Here is an 18,796-nt window from a genome sequence, read left to right on the forward strand (position 1 = left end):
GCTAATTCTTTATTATCTCAAAGGTAACTATTTTAGATGAAGTTGTAATTCTCACAAAATATATGCCCGCCCTCTGAGCACTTATATCCAGATTAATATCATTAGAATTGTTTTTCTTAAATGATTTACTGGCTACTACTACTCCGCTAATATTAAGTACATCCACATTTCCAGACTCGATCAAATTGCGTTTGATGGTAAGAGGTCCAATTGTAGGATTTGGGTATACCACATAATCTGTATTCTGATCGGTATCTGTTCCTTTTGCATCGCATTTGTTCGAATCTAAGGAAGCCTCAGAAGAAATAGAGGTTTTTTGTGTCCCATTAAAAGTAGTCAAATTCCAGTACAACTTATTTCCATCAAATAATATAGAAAACACTCCTTCTCCCGGTGTAAAAATAACAGGTGGTGCACCTTGAAATGCACCTAAAGAAGATAAATTATTATCAGGACCAACCAAAACATATACAGGCACGTCATTTGGATTATAATATCTAAAGTTCGCTACATATTTAAATCCATTTGTGCTGTTAGCATCGTATTCAACACAGTCCAGATAAGTTCTCACATTATTCAGGTTATCATCAAAAGATGTCACATAAAGTGATCCTGTTTTATCTAAATTTACAATATAATTATCAGGATTTTCTACCCCAATCTTAAACACACCAACATCGCCTACCACATAATCAAGACCAAAGTCATTGATAAAAGTATACTTCAACCCAGTAGGGAATACATCCACTTTTGATTCATTGTAAACAAAACCGCTAAAATTAGGGGTGATCAAATTTGTATTCACCGGTTCACCCTCAGTGATTAAGATATCATTTGTGGATAAATTTAGCTGTGCAGGCTCAACCGTCAATATACTCTCAACAATGGTATACTCTAAACCATAATTTTTGACCGGAGGTATAATGGTAATTTTATATTGGCCAACCGGTATTTTGGACTGGAGCGTGTAAGTATTTATTAAATCTGAAAAATTGTATTCAATTCCTCCTGAGAACACACTTTCCACATTATCGTTAAAAGCAAATCCGTTTATTGCCACATTTAAGTTTGCTTGTGGATTGACACCGTATTTTACAGTCAAATCATTTATGGTAACAGCCAAAGTCGCTTTAATAATCTCAAGTTTCCCGTGTTCTTCGGCGTATGCTATTAAATAGTTGTCTGTTCCTTTTACTCTGATCTCATAAATTCCGGTTCCTGGAATACTTTCGAAATTATTTCTGTCATACTCCAAATTATTGGAATCGATGAAATAATATTCCAATCCCTGAGGGAAAACAGATGTAATTGTTTCATCATTTACAAATCCTGTTAGTTCAGAAGTCAATTGTTCAAAAGGCAACACTCCATATTTGATTTCCAAATCTTCGGATGAAACCATCAATGTTTTCTTATCTATGATCAATTTTCCGTGATTCTCACCATAAATTAAAGCGTAATTCTTGGGTTCTCTAATTCTAATATCAAATGTACCAACACCTTGTGTTGCCAATCCCTCTACTTCAAATTCCTCGCCCTTCGCGTTTACAAAATAAAATGGTACACCATCCGGATAAACTATTTCCACCGTTTCATCGTACTCAAATCCGTCAAAGGTTAAGGACAGTAATTCTGTAGGATTATCTCCATAATTGATCTCTATATCGGCTACTTCAACCGTTAAGACCTTAGGAGCTACAGACAAATTACCTGATTTATAAAGTACATTAAAATTAGCTGCCATGTTATTTATAAATGCTCCTGGGTAGATCAAATGAGGTTCTGTTGTGGTGACATCATTTCCTGTAATCAAATTGATCGAATAGAATTTTTCTATCTTCAATTCCGGTTCTTCATCGGAAATTGTAAACTCTAAATCGAAAACTGAGAATACTTTTGAATAGTCATTCAAATCTGTCTCGTCACCAAGTCCACTGTCATTGGCGATACTCAATTGTCTTCTACCATTCTCAATGGCAATATCAAAAATATTATCAAACAGATCTTCAGAATTAGCGATACTTAATTGTCTGCGACCATTGGCGATACTCAATTGTCTTCTTCCATTAATAATTGTTTGATCAATGTAATCAGAAAATTGATTTACTCCTAAATCCACAAAATTGTTTGCAATACTTAATTGCCTTCTTCCATTTTCAATACCACTTTTAGTTGAAATCCAACTTCCATCTTCTATAAAAGATAAAATTTCAGTATACCTCGCGATGTTGGAATTCAAACCATTAATCAACAACAGCGTATTATTCAAATCATTTTCATAAAAATCACTTTGATGAGCTGTCTTAATTCTGCTTAAAAATTCTTCAGTATTTGCTATGCCGGTTTCTTCAAAATTATAGGTTAATGGCACTTCAATCAGATCGCCATAGGTAATTGACACGTCTTCAGCTTTGATTTCCAGATCTTTTTTAGTCACACTAAAACTTCCTGTCACAAAATTGATTTGATAGGTAGCTTGCTGTTCTTCTGACAATACCTCTTCAAAAAATGGCGTAATCAAATAAAAATCATTTACATCCGGATATGGAAATACCGCAGGACTGCTATATTTTACCTCGGGCAGACCAGTACTCTCGTAAGTCACTCCCTCGGGCAATCCCTCAACATGAAAAGAAAACTCATAAATTTGTCCATACTCTATAGAAAAGTTATCCGCGATTATATTAACCAGGTATTTTCCGTCTGGGTAAAAGGTTAATCCATTTGATATTCCTTTATCTGCACCTGTTTCTGTTTTGCCTTCAGTTTCGACTATTAATACAGGATTTCCCGAAAATGTATTGACCTTGGCAACAATTTGTTTATCACTTACAGAAACAATTTCTAACTCCTGTCCATCAAATATAACTGTAGGTTCACTTGGCAGGTATTCTCCTAAGATCTTAACCTCAAAAGGTGTTGCTCCGGGAGTTATACCATCTTCTACCACTAACTGTGTAATATTGGCTGTTTGCGCCGCAATTTGACCAAAGGCTGCTTCCATATTGATTAGTCCTTCCCCTGCCTGATCTTTATCACCCGCAGGAATCGAAGTTTGTTTCACAAGTTGCAAAGCCTTATCAGCCTTAATATTTGTTAGTTCGACCGCCTCTATTGGAAGTCCACTAGGATACCACGAAGGTAAGGCCGACATCAACAAAGCGAATGCACCTGCAGCATGAGGGGCGGCCGCGGAGGTGCCAAAAAAGTTTGGAAAACCTGTTCCATCAATATCCTGCCCAATAGAACTCACATTTGTATCTACACCATCAGGTGCAGATAATTTAATCTGAAGTATCTGATTGCTCGATAAGGTTCCGGCAAACGAAGAGAATGCTTGAGCATCAGGATTTTGAGCAGTTCTATAATCAACCGCCGCAATGGCATTTGCAGCTGGAGTCATGGCGTGCCCACTCACAGTAGGTGCACCACCATACTCTAAGAATTCAAGACCATCTGCACGAAAAGCAATAAATCTAAAAGGTAAGCCATTAGTAGCTGCACCATTTGTACTTGTAATCATAATGTTCGCGGTTCCGCTACCTGTAGCTTGAAACACCATTATTTCTGTAGGATCTCCATCTTCATTTACGCGATTATTACCTACAATTAAATTGCCATTATCATCAACAATATAAAAATCAAGGTCTGTAAAGGCACCGCTTAAATTATCCTGTGAAGCGATATCCTCCTCCCATTGTAAAACCAGCATGTATACGCCTTTTTCTACACTAATTTTTTGTAAGATATCTGGTGTTCCATCTGGGTTCGTGCCAAAGACATGTGCTCTTACATTACTTCCGGATGTTAAAAAGTTGGTTTTAGGAAGGTTTAGGGAACTTGAAAATGTCGCCTGATAACCATTATCAGCAAAATTTCCAGCAGAAGTAAAATATAATTTACCATCTTGTGAAGTGAAATTTTCAATAGCCTGAGAAATTCTTCCGTCACCAAAAAAGGGCTCGGTAGGAAAGGTGATGTCATCAACAATTATATCACAATTAGCTTCTTGCAGAGCCTTAATGGCTAACTCAAAATTTCTTGGAGATAGAATTCCTGTGTGAAATGCGAGTTCAGAAGCAGGCGCAACATCGTGCAAAATCTGCAACATTGCTCTTCCCTCATCAGAAGCCTCGCCATAAGGAAAATCTAGTAAAACATCTACAGGCAGATCATATCCATCTGGATTACCTATTCCAGGTAGGTCGCCATTTTCTACATCAACTGTAGCTTTAGATTTACCCGTAAATGGTTGCTTATCATAACTATCTGAAATTACACCCACCTTGATACCTTTCCCATCAACAGGTACAATTTCTCCGTCTCTTAATATTCTAAATGATTCACGCACTACAGAAGTTCTTTGAACTGTATCACCTTGTGAAGTAGCCCGTTCAGCATTTCGAAATGAAGGGACCAACAAACTCGCAAACTTTACACTTTCGAAATTCTCCAATTCAAGAAGTCTGCTAATCGGGAAAAAAACGTCTGCCGCTGTTAGTTGATCCAACAGTATAATATCAGGATCAATGATAAAATTGGATAAATTTGGATTTGAATTGAATTGTAAGGAGAAAGTATTCTTAAGCAGATTAATCAAATTTGGCATTTGATTTGCGCCTGGTATAATCTCAATTAAAACTTCATTATTGTCATTAATTCTATATATCAAATTTGAGGGATTCTCTCCTGCTTCACCCTTTGCTAAGGACTTCAATCTTAAGTCCAACTTTCCTTCCGTCTTTCCATTATCTTGTCCATGGACCGGAAAAATAAATCCAGTTTCTTCTTGAGGACAATTAACCGAATTCGCATCCGCAATCACAACAAAAATCTTCCCATTTGGGCCAACGACTTCCCATTCTACAGATTCATTTTTTGCAAATTGAGTCTTAAATGCTTTTATGTATTTTCCTCTTTTAAAGTAATTGGTACCATTGCCAACCACAACACCTTTCTTCGTCCAATAACTCTTATCAACATCAACAACAATGTCTTCTCCATTATCATTGTCATAGCTAAAGGATACTTGGTATAAGCCATTTCCTATATCTTCCACACAGGCATAAAGTGTTAGATTGTAGTTATTCTGTTTATTGTTTCCCTTTTTCTGAGCCAAAACTAAAGAAGGAATCAATAATAGTAGGGTCAATAAAATTGTAAGATGTGACCCTATTTTAAAATGACCATGGTCTTTTAAAAAAATAGACGATAAAAAAGAGTAAATATTTTTCATAACGAGGGGATTAACAATTCTTTGGATTAAAGAACCTAAGTAAACTACATTTACAAATTTAATATTTTAGCTATTGATATAGTTGTACTTTTCTTGCATCAACTTGGACTTTTATCTCATTTTTCGCTTAAAGATATTTTTTTTGGAAAACAAAAAACCTCCCAAATAATTAAATAAAATCAACAAAACTTCTTAAAAGATAGGTAAAACAACGTTTGGCAAGTTTTCTTCCAATTCTTTTTAAATTTTGGTCATTCTCATTAATTTCTTTAAAGAATTGTGATTCGTATTTGTTATTCAACAAGCATATTTCCGTAAATTTATAAGATACTTTAAAATATATTTCTTGTGGAACAGTCTTATCGAATTACAGTGAATGACTCTTTTGAGTTAAACATATCGCAGGCCGAACTCAATCAAATAAATACAGTTACTAACGATTATCGCAAATATCATTTACTCGATGACAGAGAGGCTTATAAAGCTGAAGTTCTAGAAAAAGATTTTTTTAACAGGCATTATAAAATCGATCTCAACGGTAATCTTTATCAAATAAAAATAGGTCATCCGCTAGATCTTATCATCGAGAGGATGGGATTCGAAATGGGTGCCGGTAAAAAATCAAATGTGATCACTGCACCCATGCCTGGGATTATTATCGATGTCAAAGTAGCTCCGGGTGATGAGGTTGAGGAAGGTGATATCTTGTTTATTTTGGAAGCCATGAAAATGGAAAATGCTATATCCTCCCCGAAAAAGGCGAGAGTTAAACGTATATCGGCAAAAAAAGAGGACACTGTAGAAAAAGGAAAAGTGATCGTAGAACTGGAATAAGCTTATTTTATGAAAAAAATATTAGTTGCTAATAGAGGTGAAATAGCTCTGCGGGTTATGAAAACGGCAAAGAAAATGGGAATAAAAACCGTGGCTATTTTTACTGAAGCAGATAGAGCTGCACCCCATGTTAAATTTGCGGATGAAGCCGTTTTAATTGGTGAAAATCCATCAAATAAATCCTACTTACAGGGAGATAAAATCATTGAAGTTGCAAAAAATCTAGAAGTGGATGGAATTCACCCCGGCTATGGTTTTTTAAGTGAAAACGCAACATTCGCAGAAAAAGTAGAAGAAAACGGGCTGATTTTTATTGGTCCGAAATCTAAAGCCATCAAAATGATGGGTGATAAATTATCTGCCAAAGAAGCTGTTAAGCATTACAATATTCCAATGGTCCCTGGAGTAGACAAGGCCATTTCCAATATAGAAAAAGCAAAAGAAATAGCAAACCAGATCGGTTTTCCTATTTTGATCAAAGCTGCTGGTGGCGGAGGTGGAAAAGGAATGCGAATTGTAGAAGGTGAAAAAGATCTGGCCTCACAGATGGAAAGAGCTACAAGTGAAGCCTTGTCTTCTTTTGGTGATGGATCTGTCTTTATAGAAAAATATGTTTCCTCACCTAGACACATAGAAATTCAAGTACTGGCAGACCGCCATGGAAATATTGTCCATCTCTTTGAAAGGGAATGCAGCATTCAGCGCAGATATCAAAAAGTAGTGGAAGAAGCACCTTCTGCCATTTTAACACCTGAAGTAAGAGCAAAAATGGGAGAGGCAGCTGTAAACGTAGCACGTGCCTGTGATTATTTGGGTGCCGGTACCGTGGAGTTTTTGGTAGACGAGCAACTGAATTTTTACTTTTTGGAGATGAATACACGACTACAAGTTGAACATCCCGTTACAGAACTTATCACTGGGTTAGATCTGGTAGAACTGCAAATTATGATCGCAAGAGGAGAAAAAATCCCTTTTAGTCAGAATGATTTAAAAATAAACGGACATGCCATAGAACTGCGTGTGTACGCTGAAGATAGTAAGAATAATTTTATGCCCAATGTGGGAAAATTGACGAGGTATATAAGACCCGAAGGAGAACATATCCGTTTAGATGACGGCTATGAAGAAGGTATGGAAATTCCCATTTTTTACGACCCAATGATCTCAAAATTAATCACTTATAGCAAAACTAGAATTGGAGCCATCGAATTGATGATCAAGGCTATAGAAAATTATAAGATTACAGGTGTAGAAACAACTTTACCCTTTGGCAAATTTGTAATGAAAAATGAATCTTTCCGATCAGGAATGTTCAATACACATTTTGTAAAAGATTTTTACAACCCAATCTTGCTGGAAAAAGAGCTGAAAAATGAGGCTAAAATTGCGGCATTATTGGCGCTGAAATTATATACAGAAGAGCAAAAATTATTGAGACTCCCTAATGTAAACCTCAACAAAAATGGATAAAGAATTGTCTAAAATAGAGAAGTTAGAACACCGCGTTTCACTTGCACATCAAGGTGGAGGAAAAGAGCGAATCGCAAAGCAACACGCAAAAAAGAAATTGACAGCAAGAGAACGTATAGATTATTTGCTCGATGAGGGCTCATTTGAAGAAATAGGTGTCTTGGTTACTCATCGATGTACAGATTTTGGCATGGAAGATCAAATCTATTTTGGCGATGGTGTAGTAACAGGCTATGGAACAATTAACGGTCGTCTCGTTTATATTTTTGCTCAGGACTTTACTGTTTTTGGCGGTGCATTGTCAGAAACGCATGCCGAGAAAATTTGTAAAGTCATGGATCAAGCACTAAAAGTTGGTGCTCCTATAATAGGTTTAAATGATTCCGGAGGTGCAAGAATTCAGGAAGGTGTTAGATCTTTAGGCGGTTATGCAGATATTTTTTTTAGAAATGTCCAATCTTCGGGCGTAATTCCGCAACTTTCGGCCATCATGGGGCCCTGTGCAGGAGGAGCGGTTTATTCTCCTGCCATGACAGATTTTACTTTGATGGTAGAAGAAACCAGCTATATGTTTGTCACTGGTCCAAACGTGGTCAAAACAGTGACCAACGAAGAAGTAACTTCAGAAGAATTGGGCGGTGCGTTTACACATGCTACAAAGTCGGGCGTAACTCATGTCACCAGTCCAAACGACGTAGCATGTTTAAACGATCTCAAATTACTTTTGAGTTATTTGCCTCAAAGCAACAGAGAAACGACCAAAAAATTACCTTTTGAACTGGGTACAGAGATAAGAGAAGAATTAGAAACAATCGTACCAGAAAACACGAACAAACCCTATGATATGCATTTGGTGATCAAAAACATCATCGATAAGAATTCGTTTTTTGAAATCCAAAAGGATTATGCAGAAAACATCATAGTGGGTTTTGCGAGATTGGCGGGTAGAAGCATAGGAATTGTAGCCAATCAACCCATGAGTTTAGCCGGATGTTTAGACGTTAACAGTTCTAAAAAAGGAGCCAGGTTCGTACGATTTTGCGATTGTTTTAATATTCCTTTACTCGTCTTGGTGGATGTACCCGGCTTTTTACCCGGAACAGATCAAGAATGGAATGCAATTATTACGAATGGAGCCAAATTGCTATATGCATTAAGTGAAGCAACAGTTCCAAGAATTACGGTGATTACAAGAAAAGCTTATGGTGGAGCTTATGATGTGATGAATAGTAAACACATTGGCGCCGATTTAAATTTTGCTTGGCCAACAGCCGAAATTGCCGTGATGGGAGCAAAAGGTGCTGCCGAAATTATTTTTAAAAATGAGATCAAAAAAGCAGAAAATCCGGAAGAAAAACTAAAGGAAAAAGAAGCGGATTACGCCAATAAATTTGCTGACCCTTATCGTGCTGCCAGAAGGGGTTTTATTGATGAAGTCATCTACCCGAAAGATACTAGGAGAAAACTGATCAAAGGATTTCAGGCATTAGAGGGTAAATTAATCCAAAAACCCGACAGAAAACACGGAAATATTCCGCTATAAAAAAAGGCCCGTGAGGGCCTTTTTATTATTTATTCATTGTCAACTTTCCTTCTTTATTCGCCAATTCCCAGGCAGTATAGAAAATAAGTTCTGTCCTTTTTTTCAATAAATCAAATTCAATTTTATCTACTGTATCTGTGTCTTTGTGGTAATCCACATGTGAGCCATTATAGTAAAAAATAATAGGGATATTGTTTTTTGCAAAATTCCAATGATCCGACCTGTAATAGATTCTTTCTGGATGGTCCTGATCGTTGAAGGTATAATCCAAATGTAGATTTGTATAAGTGCTATTCACTTCCTCGCTGATATCGTGTAATTCTTGTGAAAGCTTGTCAGCGCCAACTAAAAACACATAATCTTCGGTCTCAAAATTTCTATTTCCTATTCTGCCAATCATATCTATATTTAAATCAACCATGGTGTTTTCGAAAGGAAATACAGGGTGCTCTGCGTAATAAGCTGAACCTAGTAATCCTTTTTCCTCTCCGGTAACAGGCATGAATAAAATACTCCTTCTAGGTCCATGACCCTCTGCTTTTGCCAGACTAAAAGCTTCTGCTATTTCCAATAATCCTACAGTTCCTGAACCGTCATCGTCAGCACCATTATAAACTTTTCCATCATTAACACCAACATGGTCATAGTGCGCTGTAATTATTATAACTTCGTCCTTTAAATCAGTACCTTCTAAATAACCCAACACATTTTCAGAAAGAACTTCTCTTTTTTCAACACCCAATTTAAAACTCACTTTGTTTCCTTTTATCTTCGTGAAAGCATTGGTCTTTCCTGATGCAAAATTCTCATTAGCTTTTAGAAGTTTCTCCATGGAAGTTTTTGTCAGTTTTTCTGCAACTGAAGGTTTGATATAAAAGTTTCCGGTAGCTGAAGAAGATTCTTCTGAGGCTAAACCAAGCCTTTCATTTGTTAAATAATGGGTATATTTCTCTAGGTATTCATCATACTTCTCATCAGAACTTTGGTTCACTACAAATATCATTTTAGCGCCCTTTTCATAAGCATATTTAGAAGCACTTCTCGTCTTGATTCTATCTGACTGAACGATAACTAAACCTTTGTTCTCTAAGTCCAAACTAGCTAATTCAGCTTCGCTTCCTTCACCTCCAAAAACAATGTCAATGGGAATTTCGGGAGTATCCTGACCTGTACCAGAGTAGACTACCCCGTCCTCCATATTTTTCAGCGTTTCCTCTCCAATTTTAACATAAATATTACCTGGTTTCGTAGCTACCAATTCAACTTCCTGAAAGTAACTCATCTTATTCCCGTTCTTTACCACAGGTTGCAAGCCTAAATCTCTAAAAGTACTTTCAATAAAAGCCGCCGCCATTTTTTGCCCACGTTTCCCTGTTTCTCTACCTTCCAAAGCATCAGAAGCCAAAATCGTAAGGTCTTCTTTTAAATCATCTACGGTGATACTATTCCCATATTTCATCGCCACTTCGCTTTTTGCAACCTTCATTGGTGCTTGGGCAAAAGCAATCCCACTCAACAATAATGCCGAGCTCAAAATAATTTTCTTCATCAAAATTTGTTGTTTTTCAATCGTGTTAAATCAATTCTGCAGATAAACCCAGTTGAAGTAGTTTAGAACATCTCGGTTTGAGATCATCTATTTCCCCTGTTTTTACTGTGCATTTTCCTTTATAATGCACCAAATATGTGCATTGTTCTGCTTGTTCTAGTGTGTGTTCACAAACATCTATTAAAGAATCGATCACATAATCAAACGTATGTACATCATCATTGAATAAGACAATTTGGTGCTGTTCGAGTTCTTTTTCTAGAACATCAAAATCTTCTTGTATTCTTTCTTTTGTACTCATAATCCTTTTCTTTACAATAAATTCTGCTCGCTAATTTAAAAATTTAAGCGAAACCCAGTTGTTTTTTTCCAATTTTCCATCATATTTCATGCCTAAATTTTCTGCAGCTGCTCGCAAAGCAGTAACATCCTCTACATAAAATCCGCTCAACAAAAGAATTCCACCATTTTTTAAACAACCATGGTAGGCAGCCAAATCATTTAGTAAAATATTCCGATTAATATTAGCAATGATCAAATCGTAGCGCTGATCTTTTAACAACCCCACATCTCCTTTATAAACATCGATGTGACTGCATTGATTTCGCTCTATATTTTCAAGTGCATTTTCATAACACCATTCATCAATATCAATCGCATCGGTATGTTTTGCACCTTTCATTTCGGCAAAAATGGCCAAAATTCCAGTTCCGGAACCCATGTCGAGCACATCCTTTTCTTTTAAATCCAGGCTCAATAGTTGCTCAATCATCATGTGTGTTGTTTCATGATGACCTGTTCCGAAACTCATTTTAGGTTCAATGACGATATCGTATGTCAAATTCGGATTTTTATGAAACGGCGCTCTCACGCTCACCATATCTTTAACCGATATCGGTTCAAAATTCTTTTCCCATTCTTCATTCCAATTCACCTGTTCAATTTCTTCAGTGGAATAGGTAATCTTAAATTCATCCGATTGAAGTATCTGTATTGAATCGAGAATATTTTCATGCCAATCTTCTTGTTGGATAAAAGCATCCACCCCATTTTCATTTTCCACAAAGCTTTCAAAACCTACTTCGCCGAGTTCTGCAATTAATATTTCGGCTGCAGGCTGCAGGGGTTCTATGTTAAAATAATATCCGATATAATTCATTCTACTTATTTTAGACAAAAAAAGGCAGCCAAAAGACCGCCTTATCTGCATATTTATTTGTTTAAATCGACTTGATCAAACTCACAAAATCTTTGCTATTCAAAGAGGCTCCACCAATCAAACCGCCATCTACATCTTCTTTGGAAAAAATTTCTTTGGCATTTTCAGGTTTTACACTTCCTCCGTATAAAATTGAAATTTCTTCAGCCACATCGCTTGTATATCTTTCTGCGATCAATTCTCTTATAAAAGCATGCATTTCTTGCGCTTGCTCCGGCGTTGCTGTTTCGCCTGTTCCAATAGCCCAAACCGGCTCATAAGCCAAAACAATACGTTTCCATTGGTCTGAATTTAAATGAAATAAGGCATGTTTAATCTGGCTTTCAACTACTTTAAAATGATCTCCTTTTTTTCTATCTTCTAAAACTTCTCCAAAACAAAAGATGATCTTCATTTTATTTTTAAGCGCTGTATCGACTTTGGCTTTTAAGATTTCATCATTTTCACCAAAATATTCTCTTCTCTCTGAGTGACCTAGAATTACCGTATCGATATAGATTCCTTTTAACATCTCAGCAGAAATTTCTCCGGTAAAAGCACCACTTTCACTCTGATGCATGTTTTGAGCCGCCACCTTGATCTTAGAATCTTTCAATAATTTACTCGCTTTTTGGAGATTTACGAAGGGCGGAGCGATAATGACCCGCACATTTTTATCTAAATGCAAATGTTTCACTTCCTTTTTTATTTCTTTGACAAGTGTTTTTGTTTCTTTCAAAGATTTATTCATTTTCCAGTTTCCGGCAACTATTTTTTTTCTCATGGTATTCTATTAAAATTCGGTATGCAAAGATAGTAAAACACAAGGGCTTAAAACAGATAAAATGGTTACTTTTGCACAAATTTGTGACAAAAATGAATAAGGCTAAACTCGTAAAACAAATACAAAAGAAAAAATCATTTTTATGTGTAGGATTAGATGTCGATCTGGAAAAAATTCCCGTTCATCTATTGTCAGCAGAAGATCCTCTGTTCGAGTTTAGCAAGCAAATCATCGATTCCACTCACCACACTGCAGTTGCCTACAAGCCCAATACAGCTTTTTTTGAGGCATATGGAATAAAAGGTTGGCAGGCTTTGGAAAAAGTAAACCGCTATATTAAAGAATATTACCCCGAAATTTTTACGATTGCCGATGCCAAAAGAGGAGATATTGGGAATACCTCTACGCGCTATGCCAAAGCTTTTTTTGAAGATTTGAATTTTGATTCTGTCACAGTTGCTCCGTATATGGGCAGAGATTCTGTAGAACCATTTTTGGCTTTTGAAGATAAGTTTACGATTATGCTTGCCTTGACATCAAATCCCGGTGGACTTGATTTTCAAACCTTTGTTGATGAAAATGGCTTGAATCTTTATGAAAAAGTGTTGCAAACATCACTGACCTGGAAAAATGCAGAGAGACTAATGTATGTCGTTGGTGCAACAAGACCCGAATATTTTCAAAAGATCAGAAAAATTGTTCCAGATCATTTTTTACTTGTTCCCGGTGTTGGTGCCCAAGGAGGAAGTCTGGAAGAAGTTTGCAAATACGGTTTGAATAAAGAAATTGGTTTATTGGTCAACTCGTCAAGAGGAATTATTTATGCATCCAATAACAAGGATTTTGCAAAAATTGCCCGTGAAAAGGCAGAAGAATTGCAGCAGCAAATGGCAGAAATTCTTTCGGTACGCGATAGCCAAAAGTGACCTTTTAAATAATGGGAATTTACAGTATCAGGTAATTTACTTTCTGTTGTAATTAATTTTCCAGGAAGACTGCCAAGAACCATCATTGGTTTTTCTTTGCCAATCCCAGATAAAACTATTCGGAGTAATCTGGCTGAACACCATTCTAAATTGCTGGGTTCCAGTATTGGTTTCGGTGGTTACTGTCATAAAAACAGGATTACCCTCTTCCATAAGGCCATTGAGCACTATATGACTTCCTTGATTATCTACCCAAGTCTGTTTCCAACTTTTTTGTTGGGCATTATAAACAGAATAACTCATTCCTTTTAATCCATTTTGACCTTCCGCTACAAAATTCTCCCACAAAACAAGCTCATCCAGAATTTTTGAAATCGAATTTGTCGCTTTACCCACAGAGCCGTCTTGATTGGTCCAGGTAAGATTCCAATCTCCCACCCAAAAATCGAACATATCTTTTTTATATTCTTGAGATTGAACAGTAAACCCAATCATACATAAGACATAATAAAGAATTACTTTTTTCATTTATGAATAATTTCGATCATAAGATCGTGTAAATTCTGCATTTGTGTATATCCGAATTTCTTTCCCAATTGACCGGAAAAGTATAGCAAAACCCAAATAATAGGCAAAACGATGCACATCCACATGGCAAAAGTATAGTCATTTCCTAAGCTCCAATTCGTATAAAAAATTACAAAAAAAACAAAGAAAGCCACGGCAACTGCAAAGTGCAAAAACATAAAAAACGTCCATACTTTAGGTTTGGGCCCTAATATTCCTTTCACAAAAACACCCTCTTCTTCGGTAATGATTTCGGCGTGTAGCTGCGGCGACCAAAAAGTTTCTTCTTTTTCAGGCACATCAACAACAATATGATGACCTACAACCTTACCGCGATAACTCGGATAATCATTCTTTAATACCTCCTTAAATTTACCACTAAGATTGTCTGGTTGATCTTGTACCGGAATTTTAAATCGAGGTTTTAACAATACCCGATTAAGGTTTTCTTGATGTATAGGCTCATTCATAATTAACAGCAAATAATCCGAATTTAGAATAAAAAATTCAAACTACTATAAATAAAGCAGATAAACTTATCTTTGCAGCAAAATTCAAAAGGATTATGGGTAGCATTGTAGCCATTGTGGGCAGACCAAATGTGGGGAAATCGACATTATTTAATAGATTAATTCAAAGAAGAGAAGCCATTGTCGACGCAGTAAGCGGTGTAACCCGCGACAGAAATTACGGGAAAACCGAATGGAATGGCCGTACTTTTTCTGTAATTGATACGGGTGGTTATGTTGTAGGAAGTGATGATATTTTTGAAGTTGAAATAGATAAACAAGTAGAACTCGCCATTGATGAAGCGGATGCCATTATTTTTATGGTAGATGTAGAAAGCGGCGTTACAGGGATGGATGAAGCAGTGACCAATTTATTGAGAAGGGTAAAAAAACCCATCTTTTTAGTTGTGAATAAAGTAGATACGGCAATTCGTCAAAACGATGCTTCTGAATTTTACAGCCTAGGACTTGGAGAATACCATACCATTTCGAGTATCAGTGGAAGCGGAACAGGAGAATTGTTAGATGCCATTGTCGAAGCTTTACCCGCCATTGAAGAAAAAGAAGAAGAAGAAATTCCGAGATTTGCAGTAGTGGGAAGACCCAATGCAGGTAAATCATCATTTATCAATGCCCTTATCGGGGAAGATAGGTACATTGTTACCGATATCGCTGGTACTACCAGAGATTCTTTAGACACAAAATACAACCGCTTTGGTTTTGATTTTAACTTGGTAGATACTGCCGGAATTCGAAAAAAATCTAAAGTCTCAGAAGATCTTGAGTTTTACTCTGTAATGCGTTCTGTAAGAGCGATCGAAAATTCTGACGTTTGTATATTGTTGATAGATGCTACCCGAGGTTTTGAAGGACAAGACCAAAGTATTTTTTGGTTAGCCGAAAAAAACAAAAAAGGAATTGTTGTGTTGGTGAACAAATGGGATTTGGTAGAAAAAGAAACCAATACCACCAAAGAATTTGAGGCAATGATCAGAAGAGAAACGGCTCCTTTTACAGATGTGCCTATTATTTTCATTTCTGCACTCACAAAACAGAGGATATTCAAAGCCATAGAAACAGCTGTAGAAGTTTACGAAAATAGAAAGCAAAAAATTTCGACAAGCAAGCTTAACGATACGATGCTAGATATTGTGAAGCAAAATCCACCACCAGCACATAAAGGCAAGTATGTAAAAGTGAAATACTGTATGCAGTTACCCTCACCTACACCACAATTTGTGTTTTACGCAAATTTGCCACAGTATGTAAAAGATCCTTATAAACGCTATGTGGAAAATAAAATGAGAGAAATCTACAATTTTACAGGTGTTCCCATTGTCATCCATTTTAGAAAGAAATAGACCTAAACGGTTTGCATTTTAAATCAAAATTCTATGATGGAATAGGTCGAGTGATTTTGAGGTACTAATAAACTTATCGAAAACTGCTTTAGAAGTTGAAATTCTTGTTGTCGATAGGAATTTCAATCATGTCACTTGTAAAATTCACTCTAATTATAAACGGAAAAAATCTATTCATCGAACGGGTACAATACTTTGGATTCGTTCCCGGGAATTTCTTTGTATTTTCTGATGATAAGCCTGTTGCCCTTATCATAGGTAAAATAACTCCATGCCCAATTGATCCCAACAATGACTTTATTTCGAAATCCACTTATAGAAAACAGGTGAACAATAGACCATAATAGCCAGGCAAAATATCCACCAAACTTGAAGTTACCAATATCCGCAACGGCCCTTCTTTTACCTATGGTCGCTAACGACCCTTTATCCTTATAAACAAATTTTTCCGGTGCCTTATTCTTTAGCCCTCTCAACAAATTTTTAGCGACCAATTCGCCTTGCTGAATGGCCACTTGTGCCACCATCGGATGTCCTCTTTCGTTTTCTTTATCTATCAATGTGGCAACATCGCCTATGGCATAAATATTCTTAAAATAAGCCAGATTTAAAAATTCGTCCACTTTGATCCTTTTACCTCTTAATATGCTCTCTCGGGGCACACCTTCCGGTAAATTCCCTTCCACACCAGCTGTCCAGATCACTGTTTTCGCTTCCAACAAAACATCATTTGATTTGATGAACTGACCATCATAAGACGCAACTCTGGTGTTCAACAATACCTCAACACCCATTCTCTGTAAATATTTAAGTGCCTTTTCAGATGCCTTTTCCGACATTGTTTTGAGTACTTTGCCATTTGCTTCAATAAGATAAATAGACATCATATTAGGGTCGAGTTCCGGATAATCTTTAGGCAAAACATAGCGTTTAAACTCCGCTAAAGCACCGGCCATTTCAACGCCCGCAGGCCCGCCGCCAATGATGGCAAAATTGGTAAATACATCCTGCTCTTCTTTGTCGCAGGTAATTACAGCTCTTTCAAAGTGTTGCAAAATCAAACTTCTAATATCCAAAGCTTCCTGTATGGTTTTCATCCCGATACTTTGAAATTCTATGTCGTGTAAGCCAAAGTAGTTTGTTTTACTTCCGGTAGCGATGACGAGTATATCGAAATCAATATTTCCAATATCCGTCGTTATTACTTTTTTCCGAGGGTCAATATCGGTCACTCGGGCCATCCTAAAAACTACATTTTTATAGCCTTTAAACAATTTTCGAATCGGACTCACAATGCTATCAGGTTCAATACCACTAGTAGCCACTTGGTATAACAAGGGTTGAAATTGATGGAAATTATTTTGATCTAATAAAACGATTTGAAAAGGTTTGTTTTTGAGTTTTTTAATGAAGTTGATTCCTCCAAATCCAGCACCGATCACAACAATTCGTCGATGCTCACTTTCCGGAATGCAGATCTGCTCATTATCGGAAGAATTTTCATTCATATAACATAGTTCAAATTGACGATGTCAAGATACTGATAAATACCAGATTGCCCAATAAATCAAACCAAATTGAAGGGGGATTCTAAGCCAAAGAACCCATTTTGGTAAACCAGCAGAAGCCTCTTTATGCACAAGCATATGAATATGAACCCAAAGAAAGGTCAGTAACATCAGAACAATACCATAAATGGCAAAGTCTTTTGAAAACGAAAAACAGAGTAATACACCCAAAACAATTTCTACAATTCCGCTGAGGTATACCCAAAAAAAAGGCTTTTTAAAGGCATAAGGCATTATTTTGACATAAGCTTTCGGGTAAATAAAATGCATGATTCCGGCTAAAATATACATCCCGGCCATCGCATAAATATGCCAAATCATTGTTGTCATTGCAATAAATTTTTATGAAATCTTGCTTATAGGTTTACCAACCCCCGCTGGCACCACCACCTCCAAAGCCACCTCCGCCGAAGCCGCCACCAAAACCTCCACCGCCGCCGAAGCCGCCGCCGCCCATACCACCACTGCCAAAGCCACCTCCTCGGTAAGATCCTCGACCGGCATTACTCAGTATAATGGCCTCAAGCAATGAATCTGCTGCAGATTTTCTGCCTCCACTTTTTCCTCCTCCACCTCCACGTCGATTTCTTCTTGATAAGATGAGAAATAAAATAAATAATAAGAATATAATGAAAAATACAGGTACACCTTCTCCTTCTGCATAATCCTCCTGACGCTCACCTTGGTACTCACCATTCATGATATCGAATACCATATTGGTACCTATGTCTAACCCTCCGTAATAATTTCCTTGCCTGAACTCTGGTGTTATACCTTGTTCAATAATTCGTCTGGAAAGCGCATCTGTCAATTTATGTTCTACTCCATAACCTGTTCTAATGGTCACTTTTCTGTCTTCTTTCGAAACTAAAATTAAAATACCGTTGTCTTTATCGGCTTGCCCAATACCCCATTTATGGGCTAACTCAGTAGCATACATCGCTATATCATTACCCTCCAAAGAGTTAACGGTTACTACAACAATTTGTGTAGAGGTTGTATCACTGTACTGTATCAACTTTTGCTCCAACATTTTAGCATCGAATCCGCTCATCATTTTGGCGTAATCGTAAACACTCGTTTCTACTTGTGGTTTTGGGGGTAAATAATCTTGTGCAGAGAGATTTAAAACAAAGCAAAAAAGGATTAAAAATAAACTTTTATATTTACGCATGCTTTGTTGCATTCTAACTGATTTGGAGAGTTAATAAACTGCAAGATACCAAAAAAAAATCGAAGTAATTCACACTA

15 protein-coding genes are annotated in these 18,796 nt (G+C 36.7%); 5 read left to right on the plus strand and 10 right to left on the minus strand.

From position 1 onward, the window contains the following. Nucleotide 1: 1 nt before the first annotated feature. On the minus strand, nt 2-5,236 hold the full coding sequence (locus tag ACFQ39_RS00670) for a S8 family serine peptidase (protein ID WP_377175409.1): 5,235 nt from the start codon (nt 5,234-5,236) through the stop codon (nt 2-4). A 348-nt stretch (nt 5,237-5,584) separates the two neighbouring features. Between ACFQ39_RS00670 and ACFQ39_RS00675 the strand changes: the two genes are divergently transcribed. Genes ACFQ39_RS00675 through ACFQ39_RS00685 form a run of 3 tightly spaced genes read left to right on the plus strand, consistent with a single transcriptional unit; the run spans nt 5,585 to nt 9,083 of the window. After that, nucleotides 5,585-6,070, plus strand: a complete 486-nt coding sequence (locus ACFQ39_RS00675) for an acetyl-CoA carboxylase biotin carboxyl carrier protein subunit (RefSeq protein WP_377175412.1) — start codon at nt 5,585-5,587, stop codon at nt 6,068-6,070. 9 nt (nt 6,071-6,079) lie between these two features. Continuing rightward, the gene (locus ACFQ39_RS00680; RefSeq protein WP_377175414.1) at nt 6,080-7,540 is read left to right on the plus strand and encodes an acetyl-CoA carboxylase biotin carboxylase subunit; all 1,461 of its coding nucleotides are present in this window, start codon (nt 6,080-6,082) and stop codon (nt 7,538-7,540) included. Further along, nucleotides 7,533-9,083, plus strand: a complete 1,551-nt coding sequence (locus tag ACFQ39_RS00685; protein ID WP_377175417.1) for an acyl-CoA carboxylase subunit beta — start codon at nt 7,533-7,535, stop codon at nt 9,081-9,083. The genes ACFQ39_RS00680 and ACFQ39_RS00685 overlap by 8 nt, the downstream gene beginning before the upstream one ends. Before the next feature lie 25 nt (nt 9,084-9,108). On the opposite strand, the gene ACFQ39_RS00690 is transcribed toward ACFQ39_RS00685, so the two are convergent. The 4 genes from ACFQ39_RS00690 to tpiA form a co-directional block, all read right to left on the minus strand. Next, nucleotides 9,109-10,632, minus strand: a complete 1,524-nt coding sequence (locus ACFQ39_RS00690) for a M28 family peptidase (RefSeq protein WP_377175419.1) — start codon at nt 10,630-10,632, stop codon at nt 9,109-9,111. Nucleotides 10,633-10,657: 25 nt separating this feature from the next. Further along, on the minus strand, nt 10,658-10,933 hold the full coding sequence (locus tag ACFQ39_RS00695; RefSeq protein ID WP_377175421.1) for an ATP-dependent Clp protease adaptor ClpS: 276 nt from the start codon (nt 10,931-10,933) through the stop codon (nt 10,658-10,660). Between the two features lie 30 nt (nt 10,934-10,963). Then, the gene (prmA, locus tag ACFQ39_RS00700) at nt 10,964-11,791 is read right to left on the minus strand and encodes a 50S ribosomal protein L11 methyltransferase (RefSeq protein ID WP_377175423.1); all 828 of its coding nucleotides are present in this window, start codon (nt 11,789-11,791) and stop codon (nt 10,964-10,966) included. A 61-nt stretch (nt 11,792-11,852) separates the two neighbouring features. Continuing rightward, entirely contained in the window at nt 11,853-12,614 is a 762-nt protein-coding gene (gene tpiA / locus ACFQ39_RS00705) for a triose-phosphate isomerase (RefSeq protein ID WP_377175425.1), read from the minus strand. A 92-nt stretch (nt 12,615-12,706) separates the two neighbouring features. Between tpiA and pyrF the strand changes: the two genes are divergently transcribed. Beyond that, on the plus strand, nt 12,707-13,540 hold the full coding sequence (gene pyrF / locus ACFQ39_RS00710; RefSeq protein ID WP_377175427.1) for an orotidine-5'-phosphate decarboxylase: 834 nt from the start codon (nt 12,707-12,709) through the stop codon (nt 13,538-13,540). Nucleotides 13,541-13,576: 36 nt separating this feature from the next. Here the strand turns inward: pyrF and ACFQ39_RS00715 are convergent, their stop codons facing one another. Together ACFQ39_RS00715 and ACFQ39_RS00720 are read right to left on the minus strand one after the other, a co-directional pair. Continuing rightward, nucleotides 13,577-14,068 (minus strand): DUF1579 family protein, encoded by a 492-nt coding sequence (locus ACFQ39_RS00715; protein ID WP_377175429.1) that lies wholly within the window; start codon nt 14,066-14,068, stop codon nt 13,577-13,579. Further along, nucleotides 14,065-14,577, minus strand: coding sequence for a GTP-binding protein (locus ACFQ39_RS00720; protein WP_377175431.1), 513 nt, complete (start codon nt 14,575-14,577; stop codon nt 14,065-14,067). Before ACFQ39_RS00720 ends, ACFQ39_RS00715 begins: the two co-directional genes overlap by 4 nt. A 95-nt stretch (nt 14,578-14,672) precedes the next feature. Here ACFQ39_RS00720 and der point away from each other — a divergent pair, with 95 nt between their 5' ends. Next, complete coding sequence (gene der, locus ACFQ39_RS00725) at nt 14,673-15,977, plus strand: ribosome biogenesis GTPase Der (protein WP_377175433.1); 1,305 nt, start codon at nt 14,673-14,675, stop codon at nt 15,975-15,977. A 170-nt stretch (nt 15,978-16,147) separates the two neighbouring features. Here the strand turns inward: der and ACFQ39_RS00730 are convergent, their stop codons facing one another. The 3 genes from ACFQ39_RS00730 to ACFQ39_RS00740 are packed head-to-tail and all read right to left on the minus strand — an operon-like array spanning nt 16,148 to nt 18,719. Continuing rightward, on the minus strand, nt 16,148-17,485 hold the full coding sequence (locus ACFQ39_RS00730; RefSeq protein WP_377175435.1) for an NAD(P)/FAD-dependent oxidoreductase: 1,338 nt from the start codon (nt 17,483-17,485) through the stop codon (nt 16,148-16,150). Between the two features lie 24 nt (nt 17,486-17,509). After that, the gene (locus ACFQ39_RS00735; protein WP_377175437.1) at nt 17,510-17,875 is read right to left on the minus strand and encodes a DoxX family protein; all 366 of its coding nucleotides are present in this window, start codon (nt 17,873-17,875) and stop codon (nt 17,510-17,512) included. 34 nt (nt 17,876-17,909) lie between these two features. Further along, the gene (locus tag ACFQ39_RS00740) at nt 17,910-18,719 is read right to left on the minus strand and encodes a TPM domain-containing protein (protein ID WP_377175439.1); all 810 of its coding nucleotides are present in this window, start codon (nt 18,717-18,719) and stop codon (nt 17,910-17,912) included. Between the last annotated feature and the right edge of the window lie 77 nt (nt 18,720-18,796).

It is taken from the genome of Namhaeicola litoreus, assembly GCF_042679565.1.
GTDB classification, from domain to species: Bacteria; Bacteroidota; Bacteroidia; order Flavobacteriales; family Flavobacteriaceae; genus Namhaeicola; species Namhaeicola litoreus.